The 21,023-nt window shown below is 69.3% G+C and carries 19 protein-coding genes; 10 read left to right on the top strand and 9 right to left on the bottom strand.

What is annotated here, in order from left to right; translation table 11 throughout:
- Nucleotides 1–2: 2 nt before the first annotated feature.
- From RCH22_RS10095 to RCH22_RS10075, 5 genes are all read left to right on the top strand, one after another.
- Entirely contained in the window at nucleotides 3–1,187 is a 1,185-nt protein-coding gene (locus RCH22_RS10095; RefSeq protein WP_327013859.1) for a DUF4232 domain-containing protein, read from the top strand.
- A gap of 122 nt (nucleotides 1,188–1,309) precedes the next feature.
- Nucleotides 1,310–1,738, top strand: a complete 429-nt coding sequence (locus RCH22_RS10090) for a hypothetical protein (protein WP_327013858.1) — start codon at nucleotides 1,310–1,312, stop codon at nucleotides 1,736–1,738.
- Nucleotides 1,732–2,034 carry a helix-turn-helix transcriptional regulator gene (locus RCH22_RS10085; RefSeq protein ID WP_327013857.1) on the top strand — a complete coding sequence of 101 codons (303 nt, stop codon included), beginning with the start codon at nucleotides 1,732–1,734 and terminating at the stop codon, nucleotides 2,032–2,034. The genes RCH22_RS10090 and RCH22_RS10085 overlap by 7 nt, the downstream gene beginning before the upstream one ends.
- Nucleotides 2,031–3,008, top strand: a complete 978-nt coding sequence (locus tag RCH22_RS10080) for an NAD(P)-dependent alcohol dehydrogenase (RefSeq protein WP_327013856.1) — start codon at nucleotides 2,031–2,033, stop codon at nucleotides 3,006–3,008. The genes RCH22_RS10085 and RCH22_RS10080 overlap by 4 nt, the downstream gene beginning before the upstream one ends.
- 62 nt (nucleotides 3,009–3,070) lie before the next feature.
- Nucleotides 3,071–4,603 (top strand): amino acid permease, encoded by a 1,533-nt coding sequence (locus RCH22_RS10075; RefSeq protein WP_327013855.1) that lies wholly within the window; start codon nucleotides 3,071–3,073, stop codon nucleotides 4,601–4,603.
- Between the two features lie 14 nt (nucleotides 4,604–4,617).
- On the opposite strand, the gene RCH22_RS10070 is transcribed toward RCH22_RS10075, so the two are convergent.
- The gene (locus RCH22_RS10070; protein ID WP_327013854.1) at nucleotides 4,618–6,342 is read right to left on the bottom strand and encodes an alpha-glucosidase; all 1,725 of its coding nucleotides are present in this window, start codon (nucleotides 6,340–6,342) and stop codon (nucleotides 4,618–4,620) included.
- 157 nt (nucleotides 6,343–6,499) lie between these two features.
- Here RCH22_RS10070 and RCH22_RS10065 point away from each other — a divergent pair, with 157 nt between their 5' ends.
- The 4 genes from RCH22_RS10065 (at nucleotide 6,500) to RCH22_RS10050 (ending at nucleotide 11,316) form a co-directional block, all read left to right on the top strand.
- The gene (locus RCH22_RS10065; protein ID WP_327013853.1) at nucleotides 6,500–7,495 is read left to right on the top strand and encodes a dihydroorotate dehydrogenase; all 996 of its coding nucleotides are present in this window, start codon (nucleotides 6,500–6,502) and stop codon (nucleotides 7,493–7,495) included.
- Complete coding sequence (locus RCH22_RS10060; RefSeq protein WP_327013852.1) at nucleotides 7,492–8,412, top strand: dihydroorotate oxidase electron transfer subunit; 921 nt, start codon at nucleotides 7,492–7,494, stop codon at nucleotides 8,410–8,412. The genes RCH22_RS10065 and RCH22_RS10060 overlap by 4 nt, the downstream gene beginning before the upstream one ends.
- Nucleotides 8,413–8,554: 142 nt before the next feature.
- Nucleotides 8,555–10,837: a polyribonucleotide nucleotidyltransferase gene (locus tag RCH22_RS10055; RefSeq protein WP_327013851.1), complete on the top strand. Its 2,283-nt coding sequence runs from the start codon at nucleotides 8,555–8,557 to the stop codon at nucleotides 10,835–10,837.
- Nucleotides 10,838–10,995: 158 nt separating this feature from the next.
- Nucleotides 10,996–11,316 (top strand): metalloregulator ArsR/SmtB family transcription factor, encoded by a 321-nt coding sequence (locus RCH22_RS10050; protein WP_327013850.1) that lies wholly within the window; start codon nucleotides 10,996–10,998, stop codon nucleotides 11,314–11,316.
- Between the two features lie 30 nt (nucleotides 11,317–11,346).
- Here the strand turns inward: RCH22_RS10050 and RCH22_RS10045 are convergent, their stop codons facing one another.
- The 7 genes from RCH22_RS10045 to RCH22_RS10015 all read right to left on the bottom strand — a co-directional run bounded on the left by RCH22_RS10045 (nucleotide 11,347) and on the right by RCH22_RS10015 (nucleotide 19,445).
- Nucleotides 11,347–12,840, bottom strand: a complete 1,494-nt coding sequence (locus RCH22_RS10045; RefSeq protein ID WP_327013849.1) for an NADH-quinone oxidoreductase subunit C — start codon at nucleotides 12,838–12,840, stop codon at nucleotides 11,347–11,349.
- Between the two features lie 113 nt (nucleotides 12,841–12,953).
- Nucleotides 12,954–14,660, bottom strand: a complete 1,707-nt coding sequence (locus RCH22_RS10040; RefSeq protein ID WP_327013848.1) for a proton-conducting transporter membrane subunit — start codon at nucleotides 14,658–14,660, stop codon at nucleotides 12,954–12,956.
- Nucleotides 14,660–15,316 carry a hypothetical protein gene (locus tag RCH22_RS10035; protein WP_327013847.1) on the bottom strand — a complete coding sequence of 219 codons (657 nt, stop codon included), beginning with the start codon at nucleotides 15,314–15,316 and terminating at the stop codon, nucleotides 14,660–14,662. Before RCH22_RS10035 ends, RCH22_RS10040 begins: the two co-directional genes overlap by 1 nt.
- A gap of 8 nt (nucleotides 15,317–15,324) precedes the next feature.
- Nucleotides 15,325–16,323 (bottom strand): NADH-quinone oxidoreductase subunit H, encoded by a 999-nt coding sequence (locus RCH22_RS10030; RefSeq protein ID WP_327015497.1) that lies wholly within the window; start codon nucleotides 16,321–16,323, stop codon nucleotides 15,325–15,327.
- Nucleotides 16,323–18,341, bottom strand: coding sequence for a proton-conducting transporter membrane subunit (locus RCH22_RS10025; protein WP_327013846.1), 2,019 nt, complete (start codon nucleotides 18,339–18,341; stop codon nucleotides 16,323–16,325). Before RCH22_RS10025 ends, RCH22_RS10030 begins: the two co-directional genes overlap by 1 nt.
- A complete protein-coding gene (locus tag RCH22_RS10020) occupies nucleotides 18,338–18,823 on the bottom strand; it encodes an oxidoreductase (RefSeq protein WP_327013845.1) in 486 nt (161 codons plus the stop codon). Before RCH22_RS10020 ends, RCH22_RS10025 begins: the two co-directional genes overlap by 4 nt.
- 106 nt (nucleotides 18,824–18,929) lie before the next feature.
- Nucleotides 18,930–19,445 (bottom strand): Lrp/AsnC family transcriptional regulator, encoded by a 516-nt coding sequence (locus RCH22_RS10015; protein ID WP_327013844.1) that lies wholly within the window; start codon nucleotides 19,443–19,445, stop codon nucleotides 18,930–18,932.
- Nucleotides 19,446–19,631: 186 nt separating this feature from the next.
- Here RCH22_RS10015 and RCH22_RS10010 point away from each other — a divergent pair, with 186 nt between their 5' ends.
- Entirely contained in the window at nucleotides 19,632–20,300 is a 669-nt protein-coding gene (locus RCH22_RS10010; RefSeq protein ID WP_327013843.1) for a VOC family protein, read from the top strand.
- Between the two features lie 7 nt (nucleotides 20,301–20,307).
- Here RCH22_RS10010 and RCH22_RS10005 read toward each other — a convergent pair whose 3' ends face one another.
- Nucleotides 20,308–20,814 (bottom strand): glutathione peroxidase, encoded by a 507-nt coding sequence (locus RCH22_RS10005; protein WP_327013842.1) that lies wholly within the window; start codon nucleotides 20,812–20,814, stop codon nucleotides 20,308–20,310.
- Nucleotides 20,815–21,023: the final 209 nt, after the last annotated feature.

Raw genomic sequence — 21,023 nt, 5'->3', positions numbered from 1 at the left:
TGATGACAAGGCCCGGCCACAGCCCATTTTTCTGGATTCCCGCCCTCGTTGCCTCCGCATGGTGGGTCATCTCCGCCGGCGCATTCGGCTTCCTGACCTGGTTCGGCCTCGTCCCGACCGCCGTCGTGAAACACCTCGTTCCTGAGACGATTCCGAGCAACGTCTGGTTCTGGTCCTGGCCGTGGGTCGGCCTGGCACCGCTCGCCTCAGCGGCGGGCGTCTTTGTGGTCTACCTGGTCCTGGCGCGCCTGATCGTGGACAGGACGGACGGATCGCGCGCCGCCCGGTTCTTCGCCCTCTGGTTCGTGGCCGTGCTGACCGGCTTCCTTGCCACCCTCCCGTGGGTGATCAGCGCGATCATCTCCGCATTCCCGCCGTCGCGCGCGGCGTTCGTGCTCGATCCGGCCGGCGAGTCCCTGCTCCTCAGCGGATACTGGGGGATCGCCTGGGGCTGGTTGCCGGCCGTGCTCGCCCTGCGCCGGGTCCGGGTGCCCGCCTCCGCAACCGGGTCGACCGCGGATGCCGCCCCCGCGCCCGTCGCGACGGGCCCCTTTCGCAGGCACCCGCTCGCCGTTCTCGGTGGCATCACGGTCGCCGTCCTGGTCCTCTCCGGCCTCGGGGCGGGATTCGGAAGCCGCGCCGAGCGACTCCACGCCGCGGCGGAGAATGCGCTCGCCGACGGCAACACCCTCGGCGCCGTCCCCGATCCGGATGCCCAGGTCACGCCCCCGCCGTCCGTTGCTCCCGACGCGGCGGTGGCTCCCGTCGGATGGTGCACGAAGGAGGACACGGCGGTGCTGCTCGGGGATCCCGATGCCGCGACCGGACACCGCACCGTGTCGATCCAGGCCATGAACTTCAGCGACGTCCCGTGCACGCTCAACGGCTACCCCGATCTCGCCTTCGCTGACCAGGCCGGCTCCTACCTCGCCGTCACGCTCGTGCACGGCGGCTCCTTCATGACCACCGACGACGGCCCCCATCCCATCGAAGTCCCGGCCGGCGGATTCGCCATCACCCGGCTCGGCTGGGATGCCATGGCGACCGCAGACGTGCCCGTGACCTACACGCTGTACGCGGCCTTGTATCCCGGGCTCGATCGGGGCTCCTGGCCGAGCACCCTCGACATCGTCGCCGGCGGGGAGGTCTCCGTCACGGCGTGGTCCCTCACCGGGGCATCGGACTGAGCCGGCGCGAACCGGGGGCCGGCAGCGAAGATGTAGCTTTTCCTTGACACGAAGTATGATTTTCTTTACATTGAGTCATGTCAGCTTTACTTCGCACCCTTTCACGGCCCTCAAGGAGTCCGATGTCAGCCCTGGAAAAGCGAGCCTGGATCAGGCTCGGCACCGCGATCGCCGCGTACGCGACCTATCTCGGCTTCATCCTGATCCGGGATGACGGCATCCCTCTTGCTGAGGTGCCCTACGTGCCTGCGCTGCTCTGGACCATCGGCGGCGCCATCGTCGTGTCGATCGTGCTCGACGTCCTGGTCTCGATCCTGTCACCGCGGGACGCCGGGCAGGCCGACCAGCGCGACCGCGAGATCGCCCGGTTCGGCGACACCGTCGGCCAGTCGTTCGTCGTGATCGGCGGCGTCGCCGCCCTCCTGATGGCCCTGCTGCAACTGCCGTACTTCTGGATCGCCAACGCGGTGTACCTCGCGTTCGTGCTCTCGGCGGTCCTCGGAGGAATCGCGCGCCTCGTCGCCTACCGGAGGGGCCTGCCCCAATGGTGAGGCCGGCGAAGTCCGCGACCTCCGCGAAGCCGACCCGGGTCACCAACGACATGAGGCGGCTCCGCTTCGCCCACGGCGAGATGACCCAGGCCGATCTCGCCGACCGCACCGGCGTGACCCGCCAGACCATCATCGCCATCGAACAGGGCCGCTATTCGCCGTCGCTCGAGCTGGCGTTCCTGATCGCCCACGCCTTCGGCGTCCCGCTCGACGACGTGTTCCAGTACCCGACCCACCCGACCCACCCCGCGCCATCCGTCACCCCGCCCCTCACCCCGTCAGGAGAAGAATCATGAAGGCCCTCGTCCAGAATCAGTACGGTTCCGCAGACGTCCTCCGCCTCGAGGACATCGACGAGCCGGAGGTCGGAGCCGACGAGGTGCTCGTCCGGGTCCAGGCCGCCGGGATAGACGCCGGCGTCTGGCATCTGATGGCCGGGCGTCCCTACCTCCTCCGGCTGTTCGGTTTCGGGCTCCGGGCCCCGCGGCTCCGGGTGCGCGGGCGAGATGTCGCGGGAACGGTCGCGGCCGTCGGGGCCCGCGTGACCCGGTTCCGGGTCGGCGACGAGGTGTTCGGAACGTCGCTCACCGGATCGTTCGCCGAGTACACCCGGGTCCCGGCCGACCGGCTCGCCCCGAAACCGGCGAACCTCGGGTTCGTGGATGCCGCCGCCGTTCCCGTCTCGGCGTGCGCCGCCCTGCACGCCCTCCGCGACGCCGGGAAGGTCGAGGCCGGCCAGAGGGTCCTCGTGATCGGCGCCGGCGGCGGCGTCGGAACCTTCGCCGTCCAGCTCGCCACGGCGCTGGGCGCGACGGTGACCGGGGTCTGCAGCACAGGCAAGGTCGACCTCGTCCGGTCGCTCGGAGCCGCACAGGTGATCGACTACACCCGCGAGGACTTCGCGGACGGCCGGAACACCTGGGACCTGATCCTCGACAGTGCCGGAAATCCCACCCTGTCCCGGCTCCGCCGGGCGCTCACCCCGACCGGCACGCTCGTCATCGTCGGCGGAGAGGGCGGTGGCGCCGTGTTCGGCGGGATCGACCGCCAGCTGCGTGCCCTCCTGCTGTCCGCCTTCGTGAAGCAGACCCTGCGCGGGGTCGTCTCCGCCGAGGGCGCCGACGACCTCGGGACCCTCGGGAAACTGCTCGAGGCCGGCACCATCCGGCCCGTGATCGACCGGACGTTTCCCCTCGCGGATGCGGCAGACGGCATCCGCTACCAGCACGCCGGACAGGCTAGGGGGAAGGTCGTCGTCACCGTTCCGTGAGACCCCGGACAGGGGGAGTCGTAGGCTGGGCGGGTACCCAACGAAATGGATATCCCCCTGTTATGAGCATTTGGCGCACCAAAAGCATTGAGGCCTCGATGGCCGACTCCCTCGAAAAGGGCCACAACCTCAAGCGCACCCTCGGCACCTGGGACCTTATGGTCATGGGTGTCGCCGTTGCCGTCGGCGCCGGGATCTTCTCGGTCGGAGCGAAGGCGGCAGGCAGCTACGCTGGCCCGTCGGTGACGCTCGCGTTCCTGCTCGCCGCCCTCACCTGCGCCCTCGCTATCATGTGTTACGCGGAGTTCGCGTCGGCCGTGCCGGTCGCCGGATCGGCGTACACCTTCACCTATGCGACCCTCGGCGAGCTCCTGGCCTGGATCATCGGCTGGGACCTGATCCTCGAGATGCTCACCGCGGCCGCCGTGATCGCCAAGTACTGGGGCATCTACCTCTCGAGCGTCTTCGAACTCCTGCACTGGAACGTGCCGGCGACCATCAATATTCTCGGCCTCGACGTGAGCTGGGGCGCCTTCGTCATCGTCGCGATCTTCACGACTCTCCTCGTGCTCGGCACCAAGCTCTCCGCGAGGGTCGCGAGCGTCTTCACGATCCTCAAGGTCGCGATCGTGCTCTTCGTCATCGTCGCGGGCGCCTTCTTCATCAACCCGGCGAACTACTCGCCGTTCATCCCCGCCGCTGTCCCGACGACGGGTGGAGACGGGGACGTCTGGATGCAGTCCCTCTTCTCCTTCATGACCGGTGCGCACCCGGCCCAGTACGGCCTCTTCGGCCTGCTCGCGGGCGCCTCCCTCGTCTTCTTCGCGTTCATCGGCTTCGACGTCGTCGCCACGAGCGCTGAGGAGGTCAAGGACCCGCAGAAGACCCTGCCGCGCGGGATCTTCGCGGGGCTCGCGATCGTGACCGTGCTCTACCTCGGCGTCAGCCTCGTACTGACCGGGATGGTTCCGTACACGGTGCTCGCGCAGGACTCGAACGCCTCCCTCGCAACGGCCTTCGTCGCCGTCGGGGCCGGCTGGGCAGCCGAGGTCATCTCGGTCGGCATCCTGATCGGCCTGACGACCGTGATCATGGTGCTGCTCCTCGGGCTGTCCCGGGTGCTCTTCGCGATGAGCCGTGACGGCCTGCTGCCCCGCGGCCTCAGCGTCACCTCGGCGAAGCGCGGCACGCCGGCGCGGGTGCAGATCATCGCGGGCACGGCGGTCGCGCTGATCGCCGGCCTCACCAACGTGGGCGTCCTCGAGGAAATGATCAACATCGGAACGCTCTCGGCGTTCGTGCTCGTCAGCATCGCCGTGATCGTGCTGCGGAAGAAGCGGCCGGACCTCAAGCGCGCCTTCAAGGTGCCCTTCTCCCCGTACCTGCCGATCCTCTCCGCCGTGCTGTGCTTCTGGCTGATGCTGAACCTCACGACCCTGACCTGGGTGCGCTTCGCGGTGTGGCTCCTGATCGGCCTTGCCGTGTACTTCGCCTACGGGCGCCGCCACTCCGTGGTCGGCATCGAGGCCAAGCGCGTGTTCGACGAGACCGTCCGCACGGAGGCCGTCCGCGAGGACGACTCCCTCCGCGACTGACCCCTCGCCGTTCGCTAGGGGAGGCGGTAGAGGGTGGCCTCCCAGGGGCGGAGGGCGGATGCCGCGACGGTGGCAGCCGACTCCCGGGGCGGGTAGTTGCCGAGGACGCGGGTGGCCGTCGCGAGCAAGGCGGCGACCGAGGCGGGCAGCGGCGCTGCGAGCGGCGCATCCGCTGCGTTGGCCACGACGAGGAGCGTCTCACCGGCCAACGAGCGGGTGAAGGCGTAGAGTTGGCCATGGTCGGGCTCGAGCAGCCCGAAGTCGCCGAGGGCGACGACCGCTTTCTCGTGCCGGAGCCGGATCAGCTCCTGGTAGAACCGGAACACGCTCCGCTCGCCCGAACGGTCGGCGGCGACGTTGATCCCGGTGTGGTTAGGATTGACCGCGAGCCACGGCGTTCCCGTGCTGAACCCCGCGTTCGGCGACGCATCCCACTGCATGGGCGTTCGGGCGTTGTCGCGGCCCATCGCGTGCACCCCGGCGAGAACGCCTGAGGGTGACCGGTCGAACTCCTCGACCGCCTCCCGGTAGTGGTTGAGCGTTTCGATGTCGCGGTAGTCGGCGATGGAGTCGAACCGCACGTTCGTCATTCCGATCTCCTCACCCTGGTAGATGTACGGAGTACCGCGCTGCAGGTGCAGCACGAGTGCCCAGAGGGTGGCGGACTCGTAGCGGTACTCGGCGTCGTTGCCGAACCGGGACACCAGCCGGGGCTGGTCGTGGTTGTTGAGGTAGAGGCTGTTCCAGCCGGTCTCCGCGAGGTCGGTCTGCCAGTGCGCGAGGTTCCGCTTGAGCGCGGGCAGGTCAAGGGGGAGGGCGTCGAACTTGTTCGCGCCCTGGTCGAGGGAGACGTGCTCGAACTGGAAGATCATGTCGACCTCGTGCCGGGCAGGGTCGGTGAACAGCACGGCGTCCGCCGTGGTCACCCCCGGCATCTCGCCGACCGTGAGGTGCTCACCGGGGCGCCCGGCGAACACGGCCGCGTGCATCTCCTGCAGATAGTCGTGGATCTGCGGACCCATCGGGCAGACGGCGTCCCGCGACGGGGCGGGCCCGTCGACGAGCTCGACCCGCTTGGCGATGAAGTTGATCACGTCCATCCGGAAGCCGTCGACGCCGCGGTCGAGCCACCGGTTCATCATCGCGTAGACGGCCTGCCGCACCTCGGGGTTCTCCCAGTTGAGGTCGGGCTGCTGCACCGCGAACAGGTGCAGGTAGTACTCGCCGGTCGCCTCGTCGAGGGTCCAGGCCGGGCCGCTGAAGAAGCTGCCCCACGCGTTCGGCGGACCGTTCGAGGCGTTCGGCTTGCGCCACCAGTACCAGTCCCTCTTCGGGTTGGTCAGGCTGCTCTTCGACTCGAGGAACCAGGGGTGCTCATCGCTCGTGTGGTTGACCACGAGGTCCATCACGATCCTGATCCCTCGCTCGTGGGCCTCGGCGACGAGCAGGTCGAACTGGGCGAGGTCACCGAAGACCGAGTCGATGTCCTCGTAGTCCTTGATGTCGTAGCCGTTGTCGTGCTGCGGAGACGGGTACACCGGGGACAGCCAGAGGGCATCCACCCCGAGCTCTGCGAGGTAGTCGAGCTTGCCGCGGATGCCGGCGAGGTCACCGATCCCGTCCCCGTCGGCATCCGCGAAGCTGCGCGGATAGACCTGGTACACGACACCCGAGGTCCACCAGGGGGCTCCTCCCTCGGGGCCGGTAATCGAATCGGTCACGGGTATGGGGCTCGTCACGACTGGATCCTTTTCTCGCACCGGGTGACCGGCGCTGGGGTCGAGCCTAGACCGCGCGGCTGGGGAGGACGAGGATGGCGGCGGCGAACGGCTGATTTGAACATCCACGGAAACGCACGCGATAATTGGACCGCGGAACGGGACGATATTCCCTCCCGTGGACCCGAAGGCAGGCCAGTTGAGCGAGACCCCGCGGCCGACGACGGATGCCCGCCGCACCTTCTTCGCCGCCCGCCCGGCCCCCCGCAGCACGGTCGACCTCGGTGTCAGCATCGGCGGCCTGCGCCTCAAGAACCCGATGATGCCCGCTTCCGGGTGTTTCGGACCCGCCCTCGGCCGGCTCATCCCCGCCGACGAGCTCGGCGCCGTCGTGACCAAGACCGTCTTCGGCGTGCCGCGCGGCGGCAACCCGGCGCACCGGCTCACCGAAATCCGGGCCGGCATGGTCAACAGCGTCGGCATCCCGAGCCGCGGCGCAGCCGGCTACCTCGCCGAGCTGCACCCGCGTTACGCCGCCCTCGGCCCGCCCGTGATCATCAGCGTCGGCGCGCACCGACCGAATGGGTACGCCCCCGTCGTGCGCGCCCTCGGCACGGCAGGCGACGCCTACGAGCTCAACGTTTCATGCCCCAACCTCGACCGCGACGGCACCGACATCGGCTCGGATCCGGACGCCATCGAGAGTGCGGTCGCCGCGGTGCGGCTCGAGACCGACAAGCCGATCATCGTCAAGCTCCCTGTCCTCGCCTCCTCGATCGCCGAGTGCGCCCAGGCAGCGCAGGCCGCCGGCGCAGACGCCGTCTGCGTCGCCAACTCGATCCCCGCCTTGCCGCTCGTGGCCTACACCCGCGCCCCCGCGATCGGCAACGTCATCGGCGGCCTCTCCGGGCCCTCGATCCGGCCGATCGTGCTCAGGCTGGTCTGGCTCGTCGCCCGCTCCGTCGATATCCCGGTGATCGCCTGCGGCGGCATCGAGACCGCGGACGACGCCCTCGACTACTTCTCGGTCGGCGCGTCCGCCGTGCAGGTCGGCACCGCCAGTTTCGCCCGCCCGTTCGCGATGGTCGAGATTGTGCGCACCCTGCAGCAGCGCTGCGCGGACGACCGGGTCACCGGCATCCGCGATCTCATCGACCTCTGGAGAGCCCAATGAGCCCGATGAAGACCCCGCCGGCCGCGGCAGAGACCCGGGCGGCCCTGGCCAGGCAGGCCGCCTTCGCCGCAGCGGATGCCGCAGCCCTCGACGGCCTCCTGTCCGTGCGCCCCGCAGAGGCCGGGCCGCGCCCCGAGCCGGTCTGGGACGAAGCGACCGTCGTCGATCACGAGGTCGTGCGCGAGCGCTACCACCGGCTCACCCTGTCCTGCGGCACGATCGCGGCGACCGCGCTCGCCGGGCAGTTCCTGATGATCACGGTCCCGCCGCACGGTGGAGAGCGGATCCTGCTGCCACGCCCGATGGCGATCCACCGAAGGAACCCGGAGCGAGGCACGATCGAGGTCATCTACGGGGTCGCCGGCCGCGGCACGACCGCACTCGCCGCGGTCAAACCGGGGCAGCGGCTCCTCGTGACCGGGCCGCTCGGCCGCGGTTTCGAGTTCCCGTCCGGAACCCGCCGGGCCCTGATGATCGGCCGCGGCGTCGGCGTGTGCGCCGTGATGGGCTCGGTCGAGGACGCAGCGGCCCGCGGCATCCATACGACGCTCGTCGCGAGCGGACGCACCAGGGGGAGCCTCATCGGCTCCGCCGAATGCGCCGAACTCGGTGCGCGCTTCATCCCGGTCACCGACGAGGAGGGCACCGCCGACCTTCCCGCACTCGGGGCTTTCCTGCGCCGCGAGTTCGCCGCGGGTCCGCCCGGTGTCGTCTTCGTGTGCGGTGCCGGCGTGCTCACCCGGCTCGCCGCAGAACTCGGCGCCGAATGGGGCGTGCCCGTGCAGGCCTCCCTCGAGGCGCACATGGCGTGCGGGCTCGGCTACTGCCACGGATGCGCGGCCCCGGTCCGCACGGATCCCGCGGTCGAGGGTCCCCTCGTCTGCGTCGACGGCCCGGTCTTCGACGCCGCCGTTTAAGAGAAGATCCAGCGCAAGAGCGCTCTGTTAGACTTACCTAGGCCAATCTATGGATTGTCCGCACGCCTTGCGCGCCATACGGGTGCGCAAGTCTTCATCGCCGGAATGGCGAGAAGCAAACATAAAAGGAGAGAACCCCCATATGGAGGGTCCAGAAATCACGTTCGCCGAAACCGTTATTGACAACGGTAAGTACGGCACTCGCACGATCCGCTTCGAGACCGGCCGTCTCGCCCAGCAGGCGCAGGGTTCTGCCGCCGCATACATCGACGAAGAGACGATGCTGCTGTCCGCCACGAGCGCGAGCAAGCAGCCCAAGGAAAACTTCGACTTCTTCCCGCTGACCATCGATGTCGAGGAGCGTATGTACGCTGCCGGCCGCATCCCGGGCAGCTTCTTCCGTCGCGAAGGTCGCCCGTCGACCGAGGCGATCCTCACCTGCCGCCTGATCGACCGGCCGCTGCGCCCGTCGTTCGTCGACGGACTCCGCAACGAGATCCAGGTCGTCGTCACCGTCCTCGCCATCGCGCCGGACGAGTACTACGACGTGCTGGCGATCAACGCCGCGTCGATGTCGACCCAGCTCGCCGGCCTGCCGTTCTCCGGCCCGATCGGTGGCGTCCGCGTCGCCCTCATCCCCGACCAGAACGGCTCCGGCCAGTGGGTCGCATTCCCGAAGTACTCGCAGATCGCCGACGCCGTGTTCAGCATGGTCGTCGCCGGCCGCGTGGTGACGGATGCCGATGGCAGCCAGGACGTCGCGATCATGATGATCGAGGCCGAAGCCACCGACAACGCCTGGGACCTCATCAAGGGCGGCGCCATCAAGCCGAACGAAGAGGTCATCGCCGAGGGTATCGAAGCCTCGAAGCCCTTCATCAAGCAGCTCATCGAAGCCCAGCAGAAGGTGGCAGCTGCCGCCGCGAAGCCGACAGGCAACTACCCGGTGTTCCCGCCGTACGTGCCGGCCACCTACGACGCCGTTGCCGCGCTCGCCTATGACGAGCTGAAGAACGTCTACCAGATCGCCGACAAGGTCGACCGCCAGAACGCCGACGACGCGCTCAAGGCGAGCGTCAAGACGGCGATCGCCGCGAAGATCGAAGCCGGCGAGCTCGACGCGAGCGCAGCAGGCCAGGTTTCCGCCGCGTACAAGTCGGTCACCAAGCTCGTCGTGCGCTCCCGCGTGCTCAACGAGGGCGTGCGCATCGACGGCCGTGGGCTTGCGGACATCCGCCCGCTCGACGCCGAGGTCGCGATCATCCCCCGCGTGCATGGTTCGGCGATCTTCCAGCGTGGCGAGACCCAGATCCTGGGCGTCACGACGCTGAACATGCTCAAGCTCGAGCAGACGATCGACTCCCTGAGCCCGGTCACCAAGAAGCGCTACATGCACAACTACAACTTCCCGCCGTACTCCACCGGTGAAACCGGCCGGGTCGGCACGCCGAAGCGTCGCGAGATCGGCCACGGAGCGCTCGCTGAGCGTGCCCTGGTCCCCGTGCTGCCGTCGCGCGAGGAGTTCCCGTACGCCATCCGTCAGGTCTCCGAGGCGCTGAGCTCCAACGGCTCGACCTCGATGGGTTCCGTCTGTGCGTCCACCCTGTCCCTGCTCAACGCCGGTGTGCCGCTGCGCGCCCCGGTCGCGGGCATCGCGATGGGCCTCATCTCCGACACCGTTGACGGGAAGACCCGCTACGCGGCCCTGACCGACATCCTCGGTGCAGAAGACGCCCTCGGCGACATGGACTTCAAGGTCGCAGGCACGAGCGAGTTCGTCACCGCGATCCAGCTCGACACCAAGCTCGACGGCATCCCCGCCTCGGTGCTCGCCGGTGCGCTCACGCAGGCCAAGGATGCTCGTACGACCATCCTCGCCGTGCTGAACGCCGCCATCGACAAGCCCGACGAGATGGCACCGACCGCGCCCCGCGTGATCAGCGTCCAGATCCCCGTCGACAAGATCGGCGAGCTGATCGGCCCGAAGGGCAAGACGATCAACGCGATCCAGGACGAGACCGGCGCAGACATCTCGATCGAGGAAGACGGCACCGTGTACATCGGCGCCGTGGACGGCCCCTCGGCAGAGGCCGCCCGTGCCCAGGTCAACGCGATCGCGAACCCGACCAACCCGGAGGTCGGCGAGCAGTTCCTCGGAACCGTCGTGAAGATCGCCGCGTTCGGCGCCTTCGTCTCGCTCCTTCCCGGCAAGGACGGCCTGCTGCACATCAGCGAGGTCCGCAAGCTCGCCGGTGGCAAGCGCGTCGAGAACGTCGAAGACGTGCTCGGGGTCGGCCAGAAGGTCCTCGTCGAGATCACCAAGATCGACGACCGTGGCAAGCTGTCGCTCGCCCCGGTCCTCGAAGACGAGTCGGCGTCCGCCGAATCCGTTGTCGAGGTCGCATCGGTGTCCACCGAGGCGTAGTCTTAGAGTTCTGCCGACAACCTCTCGCCAGGTCAGTCGGTTAGACGGAAGGCCCGTTCTGCTTCGGCAGAGCGGGCCTTTTCCGTATCCAGCTCCACCTATTTGAGAACATTATAAATTGGCGATATAATCAAACGGTGCCGATGACCGGATTGCCCATGGCCCAGCTGAAGGCCGAATTGTTCAAGTCGCTGGGGCATCCGCTGCGCGTACAAGTGCTCGAACAGCTCGTCGGCGGCGAACGCTCGGTCGGCAGCCTCGCGGAGGTGCTCGGCTCCGAGCTCTCCAACCTCTCCCAGCAACTGGGTGTGCTGCGCCGCGCCGGCGTGGTCGTCACCCGCCGTGAGGGCAACACCATCTTCTACGCGGTCCGTGACGCCGGCGTCGCCGAACTGCTCACCGTTGCGAAGCGGATGCTGGTCGCGAGTCTCGAAGACTCCCACGCGCTCCTCCGCACGATCGAGCAGGACGAGCGCTAGCAGCATCCGCTTCAAAACGACGGGCGCGTATCAGAGGTCGTTGCCTGCGTAGGACTGGTTGAAGCTCTTGTTGACGAGCGGGAAATCGGGCACGATCGTGTCAGTGAGCGCGACGGGCAGCGCCGGCCAGTTGAAGAACGAGGGATCGACGATCTTGACCCGGCTGAGCACACCGCCGGCTCCGAGCTCGACCCGGTGGCAGATGCTTCCGCGCCAGCCCTCGACGAAGGCCAGCCCGGTGCCGGGTCCGGTCGGGTCGACCGTGGTGCCGCTGCCGAGGTGCTCGCCGAGTCGCGCCACGAGGTCGATGACCACGGCCACCGAGACCGCGAATTCGCCCGCGCGCACCCGGTACCGGGCGAGCACGTCCCCGCGGGTCTCGGTGACGACGTGGAACGCCGGGCCGAGGTCGACGAACGGGTGGTCCCTGCGGGAGTCCGCGTCGATCCCGGAGGCCCTCGCGACGTAACCGAGGGTTCCGATCGCGCGGGCCTGGGCACCGGACAGCGGCGCCGTGCCGGTGAACCGGTCGCGCACGATCGCGTGGCCGAGGGTGATCGCAATGATCTCCTGCATGTCTGCGGCCACGCCGCGGAGCACCTCGGGGTCCGGCAGGCTGAGCACCCGGGCGCCGCCGATCCGCACGCCGCCGCGCAGGAAGCGCTGGCCCGTGACGGTCTTGTTCAGGCGCAGGAGCGCCTCACGCAGCCGCTGGGTGTGCGAGTGCACGATCCCGAAGCCGACGTCGTTCGCGAGCGAGCCGAGGTCGGAGACGTGGTTGTAGATCCGCTCGAGTTCGAGCAGGAGGGCGCGCAGCAGCCGGTCGGTCTCGCGGACCTCGATGCCCGCCGCGGCCTCGACGGCCATGCAGTATGCGAGGGAGTGCCCGACGACGGTGTCCCCGGTGACCTGCTCGGCGAGCTCGAGGCCGTCGGCCGGCCTGCGGCCCTCGAAGAGCCGCTCGACGCCGCGGTGCATGTACCACTGGCGGGCCTCCATGCGCACGATCGTCTCGCCGACGACGGAGAACCGGAAGTGGCCGGGGTCGATGATCCCGGCGTGGATCGGGCCGACGGCGATCTCGTAGACGCCGGGTCCCTCGACCTCGACGAAGGGGAAGGACTCGACGTCCGGCTCGAACCGGGGGGTCACCCGCGCGCCGCGGCGCATCGGGTACCAGCCGCGCGGCCAGTGCCCGTGCCGCACGAGCCGGTACGGCTGCGGGTGGTCGGCCGGGCGCACGCCGTACAGGTCCCGCATCCCGCGCTCGAAGTTGCCGGCCGGGTAGGAAAGGTCGGCGATGCTCGGCACCCAGGCGTCGGTGTACGGCACCGGAACGACGAGGTCGACCTGCCGGCGGGGAAAGACGCCCGCGAACGAGTAGACGACGCGCAGGGCGTCTCCGTCGTCATGACAGGCGATCATCGCCAGCCGGTTGCCGCTGTCCAGATGGGCGGATGCCTCCTGCCGCAGCCGGTCGCGGACGATCACGCGGATCTCGGGCCGGACCGGGGCCGCCGGCATGACCGGTGCGTGTCGGACCGGTGCGTGTGGGACCGGTGCGTGTGGGACCGGTGCGTGTGGGACCGGTGGGCCGGGCGTCGCCGAATTCAGGTCAGGCGTGTCGCGGTCGGTCATCAGTGGGCTCCTCCCAGTACGGCGGCGGCGCGCACGAGCAGCACGCCGACCGGGTTCGCGATGAAGGGAACGACGGCGCACGTGGCGAGGGCGAGCACGAGGGGGAGCAGCGGACCGTGGGTCGAGCGGTCCGGCGCGACGACGACGTCGACGACGGTCACGGCGACGGTTTCGGGGAACGGAGCGGCCACGCGGATGTTGGAGGTCATCGGGAAGGGTTCAGGACCGTTCGCGCTGTCAGGGCCGTTCACGACTCCGGCACCGTCGATCCCGGCCTCCGCCTCGCGCCGCGACAGGACCGTGGCTTCGCGGTCCGCGTCCGATTCGTCCCCCGGCGCTGTCGCGCGCGGGGTCACCTGCTCCGGCAGGATCGGCGGGGTGTGGTCGAGGGAGTCGTGCGGGGAACCGACGGTGAGCGCGATGGTGAGCCGGGTGAGACTCGCGAAGATCACGAGCAGGAGGACGAGGGCGATGCCGACGACGACGCCCATGCCTGCGGACCAGCCGGCGAGGATGATGCCCACCTCGGAGAAGAAGATGCTGAAGGGGGGAAAGCCGACGAGCGCCGCCATCGCGACGAGCCACGGGATCGCAAGCCCTGGGCGGCGCACGAGCAGCGCCCGCACGTTCGCGATTGTCGGTGTGCCCTCGACCTCGAGGATCCGGCCGGAGACGACGAAGAGGGTCGCCTTCACGAGCCCGTGGCCGAGCATGTAGAGCAGCACAGCCGGCAGGGCGGCGGCGCCGACCGCGGCCCCGATCGCCATCAGGCCCATGTGCTCGATGCTCGAGTATGCGAGCATCCGCTTGAAGTCGCGCTGGCGGATCAGCAGGGCAGCGGCGACGAACAGGGAGAGCAGGCCGGCCACGCTCAGCATCGCCCGGAGGAAGTCCGGGCCGATCACGGCGTCTGTGATGGTCTGCACCCGCAGGATCGCGTACAGGGCGACCGCGAGCAGAACGCCGCTCATCAGGCCGGACACCGGCGCGGGGGCCTGGCTGTGGGCATCCGGCAGCCAGCTGTGCATCGGTGCGAGGCCGGCCTTGGTCGCGAAGCCGAGCACAGCGAGGGCGCCGCCCGCGCGGACGAGGGCGGGGTCGAGGGGCAGGCCCGGCTGGCTGAGCACGAGCCAGGACAGCGTCGCCTCGCCGGTGGCCCGGGAGGCGGCGTAGATCAGCAGGATGCCGAGCAGGGCGATCGCGACGCCGACGGAGCCGAGGATCACGTACTTCCAGGAGGCCTCGAGGGACTTGCCGGTGCGGTGTGCGCCGACCAGGAACGCGGTGGTGATCGTGGTCGCCTCGATCGAGGCCCACATCAGGCCGATGTTGTCGGCGACGACCGCGAGCGACATCGCGGCGAGGAACACCGAGATCAGGCCGTCGTAGGAGCCGGCCCAGCGCGCGGGAGTCTGGGAGTGGCCGCCGCCGCCGAGTCCACCCCAGGTCGAGACGAGGCCGATGGCGCCGACGACCGTGAGGAGGTAGGCCGAGAGGGCGTCGGCGCGGAGCACGCCGCCGAGCGTCGGCACCTGGTCGTGCAGCACGGCGACGACGAGGATCACCCCGGAGACGAGCACGGCCAGGCTCGAGGCGATCGGCCCGAGCCGGCGCAGCCGCGGGGACGGCACCGTCAGGCTCAGGAGCGCGAACAGCACCGGGAGGGCGAGCGGGGTCCAGAGGGCGAAGGACAGGGACGGGGCCATCAGTCGTGCAACTTTCTCAGCTGGTCGATGTCCGTATTGCCGAACTTGTTGTGCATCCGCCCCGCGAAGACGTAGAGGATCATCACGACGAGGAGAACGTCGAGGGAGATGCCGAGCTCGAGCACGAGCGGGACGCCGCCGCTCGTCAGGAAGGCGACGGTCGCGATGCCGTTGTCGAGCACGAGGAAGCCGATCAGCTGCGACCGCGCCTGCCTGCGGGTGACGAGCAGCAGGAAGCCGATCAGCACCATCGAGAGCCCGATCGGCGCGGCGTGCGCGGACACGCTCGTGTCCCTGGCCAGCACCCGGCTCGAGACCACGTAGGCGAGGATCGTGAGCAGGGCGACGGTCAGGAGCGAGGCCGTCGGATTCAGGCGCGGGGCCTCATCCGTTCGGGTCGTTGCCTTCGACTCATGGGCGAGCACCCACGGCAGGCCGAGGCCCTTGACGAGCAGCACGAGCACAGCGACGAGGATGACCTCGAGCTCGCCCTTCTGCACGCCGATCACGGCGACGAGCGCGGCGAGGGCGAGGCCCTGCACTGCGAGCAGGCGGATCGAGGCGAGCATCGAGTGCCGCCAGACCATCAGCGCGCTCGTGAGCAGCAGCGTGCCGGTGCAGAGGCCGATGAGTTGCGGGTAGGTGGTATCGAACACGGATGCTCCTAAGCGACCAGGTAGGAGGCGGTGACGGCGAGCAGGGCGAGGGCGAACGACCCCGCGAGCAGTTCGGGCACGCTGAACAGGCGCGCCTTGGCGAGGAAGACCTCGCCGACGCTCAGCGCGGTGCCCAGGGCGAGCACCTTGGCGGCAACCAAGACGGCGCCGAGGAGGAGACCGGGCACGGTGAAGTCGGTGAGCACGCCCCACGGCACGATGAGGTTGCCGAGCAGGCCGAGCAGGGCGGCGAGCTTGAGCCAGGAGCCCAGTTCGAGCCACGCCAGGTCGCGCCCCGAGCTTTCGAGCACCATGGCCTCGTGCAGCATCGTGAGTTCGAGGTGCGTCGAGGGGTTGTCGATGGGCAGCCGGCTCGTCTCGGCCATGATCGCGATCGCAAGGGCGACCATCGCGAGCAGGCTCACGGGGGAGATGATCACGGCGGGCGTCTGGAGCCGGGTCTGCACGATCAGCGACAGCGTCGAACTGCCGGCGGGGATCGAGAGCGCGTAGATCGAGAGCAGCAGGGTCGGCTCGACGAGGGCGGCGACCGTCATGTGCCTGCTCGAGCCCATCCCGCCGAACGCGGTGCCGCCGTCGAGCCCGACGAGGGCGAGCGCGACGACGCCGATCAGCATGACCGAGACGATGACGAAGAGGTCGCTCGGGATGAGCGGGAGCGCGAGGGTGCCGACGAGGGGGAGCAGAACGCAGAGCAGCAGGCTCGAGACGAGCAGCACGATCGGGCCGACGGACAGCATCCAGCTCGAGTCCGCCGCGTGCACAGGCTCCTTGGCGAGGAGTTTCCGGACGTCGCGCCAGGGCTGCCAGACTCCGGCTCCCGCGCGGCCCTCGAGCCGGGCGCGCACCTGACGGATCACGCCGATCAACAGCGGGGCCAGGAAGACGAAGAGCGCGAGTTGCAGCACGGCCATCAGGATCGGGGCCCCGATGCCGGCCCAGGTCAGCTCGACCGCGCGCGCCGCTGCGCCCGTGCCCACGCGCATCACAGCGACACCGCGATCAGCACGAGGAGCAGGGCGGCGAACGAATAGCCGAGGTACCGGTGGATGCTGCCGTCCTGGGCGCGCCGGGCGGCGAGGCCGAAGCGCTGGGCCGCGTTAAGGACCGGCCGGTAGAGCCGGGTCTCGATCACGTCGGAGACGGTCTGTTCGACGTGCACCTTCTCGACGAGGTACCGGGACTCGCCGACATGGGTGACCTCGACGTCGCGCGACGGACGCAGCACGTCGTCGAAGACCCGCACGAGTGGTTCGGCGTATGAGGTCGCGGTGTACTGCATCCGGGGCCGGAGCCTCGAGCCGCCGCCGGCCCAGGGCAGCGGGTCCACCCGGGTCGGGTGGCGCCGGGCGCCGAGAGCGACGATCACGAGGATCGGCACGAGCACGAGTCCGGCGAGGATGACGAGGGTGCCCGGGTCGAGCACGGCGTCGATGCCGGAGAGGCTGACGCCGGCGAGGCCGACGGTGTGCACGTCGGGAACGATGACGGGGCCGACGGCCGCGGCGATGGCCGCGGCGAGCGGGCCGGGCATGAGCCCGAGGCCGACGACGGCGAGGGCGCCGAGCACGAGTGGGACGCGCATCACCCAGGGCACCTCGCGGGCGATGCTCGCCTTCCGGGAGCGCGGCCGGGCCAGGAATGCGATGCCGTATGCCTTGACGAAGGTCAGCAGTGCGAGTCCTGCCGTGAGGGCGAGCACGGCGACGGCCAGCGGCATCGCGATCGACGCGTCGACGGAGACGACCTCACCGTCCAGCCGGGCGCCGTGGATCAGCGCCTGCAGCAGCATCCACTCGGCCACGAAGCCGCTCGTGATCGGGAGCGAAGCCGCGCCGAGACTGGCGAGGCCGAACGTGCCTGCCGTCCACGGCATCCGTTTGCCCAGGCCACCGAGGCGGTCGAGGTTGAGCTCGCCGGTCGCGTGGGCGATGGCGCCGGCGCCGAGGAAGAGGGTCGTCTTGAAGGCGGCGTGGCTCACCATGAGCAGAAGGGCCGCGACGAGGGCGGCGTCGGCGGCGGCCGTCGCGTTGTAACTGCGCAGCAACACGGATGCCCCGAGGCCGAGGAAGACGAGCCCCATGTTCTCGGTGGTCGAGTAGGCCAGCAGCACCTTGAGGTCGCTCGCGACGGAGGCCTGCAGGATTCCGTATACGGCGGACACGCCGCCGAGCACGAGGATGAGCACGCCCCACCACGGCGGGCCGGAGGGCAGCAGGCGCACGCAGACGAGGAGCGCGCCGTAGACGCCGATCTTGACCATTGCGCCGCTCATCGCCGCGGCGACGTGGCTCGGCGCCTCGGGCAGCACCCGGGGGACCCAGACGTGCAACGGGACGAGCTCCGCCTTGCCGCCGAAGCCGAGGAGCAGAAGAACGAACGCGAGGTTCGCCGGCCAGGAATCGGCCGGCACGGTCGCGAGCGTCGTGAAGCCGGTGCCGCCGGTGGCGGCGACGAGCACGCCGAAGCCGGCGAGCACGAAGAAGAAGCTCAGCTGGGACATCGCCGAGTACCAGATCGCGGCGGAGTAGACGGTGCTCCGGCTCGCGTGGTCGGCGAGGAGGAGCACGGTGGAGCCGAGGGTCATGATCTCCCAGAGCAGCAGGAAGGACGTGACGTCCGTCGCGGCAGGCACGAGCTGCATCCCGCCGAGGAAGACGGCCATGGCCGCCCACGAGGTGCGTGAGGCCTCCGCGCCGCGGGCCGAGCCGATCCCGGAGAGGGAGACGAGGACGCCGACCGCAGAGACGACGATCATGAAGAGGCCGCCGAGCCGGTCGGGGGAGAGCACGAGGGGATCGATCGGGAGCGCGAGCGGGATGGTCAGGGCGCCGTTAGCCCCGCCGAGCGCTGCGGCCCCCGTGACGATGCCCGCGACGCCGAGGAGGGCGCAGAGCGCGCCCGTCACGCGGGACCGCCACGAGACGGGGCAGAGCAGGCCGGTCGCCATGGCAGCGAGGGCGAGCAGGGTCTGGACGACGAGGCCGGACGCGACGGCGTTCATCGCCCGGTCATCCGTCGGAGGGCTTCGACGATGGCGGCAGGCTCCGGCGGAGTGCCGGGGACAGCGAGGTCGACGTGCACGAAGTCGGACACCGGACCGGCGACACCGTAGCCGTCGGCGAAGACGCCGCCCGTGATCGCGCAGTCGCCGACGGCGACGACGAAACGAGGGGTGGGGGTCGCGACGACCGTGCGCCGAAGCGGTTCGATCATGTTCCTGGTCACCGAACCGCAGATCAGGATCACGTCAGCGTGCCGCGGCGAGGCGACGAGCCGCACGCCGTACCGCTCGACGTCGTAGACCGGGCCGAAGGCACTCGCGACTTCCTGGGCGCAGTCGTTGCAGCCGCCGGCGTTGATGAAGCGCACCTGGATGCTCCCGCCGAAGATCCCGGCGCCGGGGAAGAGAGCGGGGGCCGCCGGGGCCGGCTCTGCGATCCGCCCGCTGCGACGGATGAGGGAGGTCAGTCTGGTGACGCTCACCGGGGGTCCACGCCACTAAACATCATTACTTCTTTATATACCTATATGATGAATTTATCAAATAGATTGTGGACACTGCGCGGTGCGGGCGGTCGTCCCGTCGGACTCAGGCCTCGTCGTCGATATCGACGTCGGCGCGGTTCGACGGGCCGCGCTCCCGGGCGACCCGGTCGAGCAATGGGGTGATCCGGTAGGGGATCAGCTCGCCCATGGCGAGCGAGGTCTCCGTGCGATCGACGCCCTCGCACGCGAGGATCGTGCCGTCGATGCGGAACAGGTCGTCGGCATCCGTGCACACGACGAGGACGAGCAGGTCCGTCGACCCGCTCATGCCGTGGGCCTGAACGATCTCGGGGATCTGGGTGAGTTCTGCGACGATCTGGCTGAGCCTCTTCTGCTGCAGGTGCACCTGGATAAAGGCCGTCAGCGGGTGGCCGAGGGCGATCGGATTGATCCGGCGATCGAAGGCCAGGAACGCGTTGGATTCTTCGAGGCGTGCCATCCGCGCCTGCACGGTGTTCCTGGACAAGCCCAGCCGCTGGGCGAGGGCCACGAAGGTGCTGCGCGGCTCCACGCAGAGGGCGCGGAGGAGTTGGAGGTCGACCCTGTCCAGACTGTGCATAACGCATGAGATTAGCACGCAGAAGGCCCGCAGAATAGGGCAAAGTGATTAGTGTGACGCCCCGCGATGGCGCATCCGTGAAGGACGCGTCGAGAGGGTCGCCGCGGCCGTCCGCCGTGCTTTCCGCCGGCTTTCGCAGGGCTCATTCCCTTGACCGCCGGCGGGCGCCGGAGCAGAGTGAGACGCATGAGCGCAACCGGTTCGATCCAGAGTCCCGCGCAGACCGGCCCCGTGCTCGCGGGCGGCCCGTTCGTGCACCTCGACGGCGCGCTGCACGCGAGCTATCGCACGAGCGATTTCACCTCGGCGGTGCGCTTCCTCGACCGCGTCGCCGAGGCAGCGGATGCCGCAGGCCACCACCCCGACGTCGAGCTCGGCTACGGCACGGTCGCCTTCCGGCTCCGCTCGCACGATCTCGGCGGCGTGACCGAACGCGACCTTCGGCTCGCCCTGCACATCCAGGCGCTCGCGAATGAGCTCGGTGCGGAAGGCCTGGCCGTGACGCCCGCCCGGTACGACGTCGCGATCGACTGCACGGACGCCGACTCGATCCGGCCGTTCTGGCGCGTCGGCCTCGGTTATGTCGAGCTGCCGGCGGACGGCGACGGCGACGTTGACCTCATCGACCCGCGCGGTCATGGGCCGAGGGTCTGGTTCCAGCACATGGAGATCGCCCGCACCGACCGAAATCGTATCCATCTGGACGTCTACGTGCCGGGTGACGGCGCCGAGGAACGCGTCAGCGCGATCGTCGAGGCCGGTGGCACGCTGCTCACCGACGAGCACGCCCCCGACTGGTGGGTGCTCGCCGACGTCGAGGGCAACGAGCTCTGCGTCTGCACCTCGAGCTACTGAACCCGGGTCAGGCGGCGGCGGAGGCGAGCGTCTTCTCGATCGCGCCGACGAGCTCTGGCGACTCGGGCTCGACGGTCGAGGCGAAGCGGTCCACGATCTGGCCCTCTGCGTTCACGAGGAACTTCTCGAAATTCCACTTGACGAGGCCAGGCAGCAGGCCGGACTTGAACTTGGTGAGCTGGGCGTAGAGCGGATGCTGGTGCTTGCCCCGGACATCCACCTTCTCGGTCATCGGGAAGGTGACACCGTAGTTCAGCTGGCAGAAGGCCTCGATGTCGGCGGACTCCCCGGGCTCCTGGCCCATGAACTGGTTGCACGGCAGGCCGAGGACGACGAGGCCGTCGTCCTTGAAGCGCCCGTAGAGGGCCTCGAGGCCCGCGTACTGGGGCGTGAAGCCGCACTTGGATGCGACATTGACCACGAGAACGGTCTTGCCGCGATAGTCGGCGAATGTCGTCTCCGTGCCGTCGATGAGGGTGAGCGGGGCGTCGTACAGGGGGGAAGAAGAAGGCATAATCGCAGGCTATTAGCGAAGTCTCCGAGTCGGCTGGGGACGGCAGGAGAACCGCCGGGGGAGCGGGCGGCCCGCATGCGGTAGAATTGTGCGTTGACAGCGCGATTCGACGGCCATCCACAGCTGCGCTTTCACGCTCTGCGGTTCCACACACACCCGGATGGCTTTCCACGGCTTCGCCGATGTCGAATGAGGCTCACGGCCTCGCG

Origin of the sequence: Cryobacterium sp. GrIS_2_6 (assembly GCF_035984545.1) — a bacterium.
Lineage (GTDB): Bacteria > Actinomycetota > Actinomycetes > Actinomycetales > Microbacteriaceae > Cryobacterium.
This window is presented reverse-complemented; position numbering and strand designations above follow the sequence as displayed.

Excerpts from the sequence above, each read along its gene's own strand:
- RCH22_RS10060 (WP_327013852.1), top strand. The coding sequence starts at position 7,492 with ATGAGCCCGATGAAGACCCCGCCGGCCGCGGCAGAGACCCGGGCGGCC.
- RCH22_RS10010 (WP_327013843.1), top strand. The coding sequence starts at position 19,632 with ATGAGCGCAACCGGTTCGATCCAGAGTCCCGCGCAGACCGGCCCCGTG.
- RCH22_RS10045 (WP_327013849.1), bottom strand. The coding sequence starts at position 12,840 with ATGCCGGCGGCCCCGGTCCGGCCCGAGATCCGCGTGATCGTCCGCGAC.
- RCH22_RS10005 (WP_327013842.1), bottom strand. The coding sequence starts at position 20,814 with ATGCCTTCTTCTTCCCCCCTGTACGACGCCCCGCTCACCCTCATCGAC.
- RCH22_RS10095 (WP_327013859.1), top strand. The coding sequence starts at position 3 with ATGACAAGGCCCGGCCACAGCCCATTTTTCTGGATTCCCGCCCTCGTT.
- RCH22_RS10030 (WP_327015497.1), bottom strand. The coding sequence starts at position 16,323 with ATGCGCGTGGGCACGGGCGCAGCGGCGCGCGCGGTCGAGCTGACCTGG.
- RCH22_RS10040 (WP_327013848.1), bottom strand. The coding sequence starts at position 14,660 with ATGGCCCCGTCCCTGTCCTTCGCCCTCTGGACCCCGCTCGCCCTCCCG.
- RCH22_RS10025 (WP_327013846.1), bottom strand. The coding sequence starts at position 18,341 with ATGAACGCCGTCGCGTCCGGCCTCGTCGTCCAGACCCTGCTCGCCCTC.
- RCH22_RS10090 (WP_327013858.1), top strand. The coding sequence starts at position 1,310 with ATGTCAGCCCTGGAAAAGCGAGCCTGGATCAGGCTCGGCACCGCGATC.
- RCH22_RS10085 (WP_327013857.1), top strand. The coding sequence starts at position 1,732 with ATGGTGAGGCCGGCGAAGTCCGCGACCTCCGCGAAGCCGACCCGGGTC.
- RCH22_RS10055 (WP_327013851.1), top strand. The coding sequence starts at position 8,555 with ATGGAGGGTCCAGAAATCACGTTCGCCGAAACCGTTATTGACAACGGT.
- RCH22_RS10015 (WP_327013844.1), bottom strand. The coding sequence starts at position 19,445 with ATGCACAGTCTGGACAGGGTCGACCTCCAACTCCTCCGCGCCCTCTGC.
- RCH22_RS10050 (WP_327013850.1), top strand. The coding sequence starts at position 10,996 with ATGGCCCAGCTGAAGGCCGAATTGTTCAAGTCGCTGGGGCATCCGCTG.
- RCH22_RS10080 (WP_327013856.1), top strand. The coding sequence starts at position 2,031 with ATGAAGGCCCTCGTCCAGAATCAGTACGGTTCCGCAGACGTCCTCCGC.
- RCH22_RS10075 (WP_327013855.1), top strand. The coding sequence starts at position 3,071 with ATGAGCATTTGGCGCACCAAAAGCATTGAGGCCTCGATGGCCGACTCC.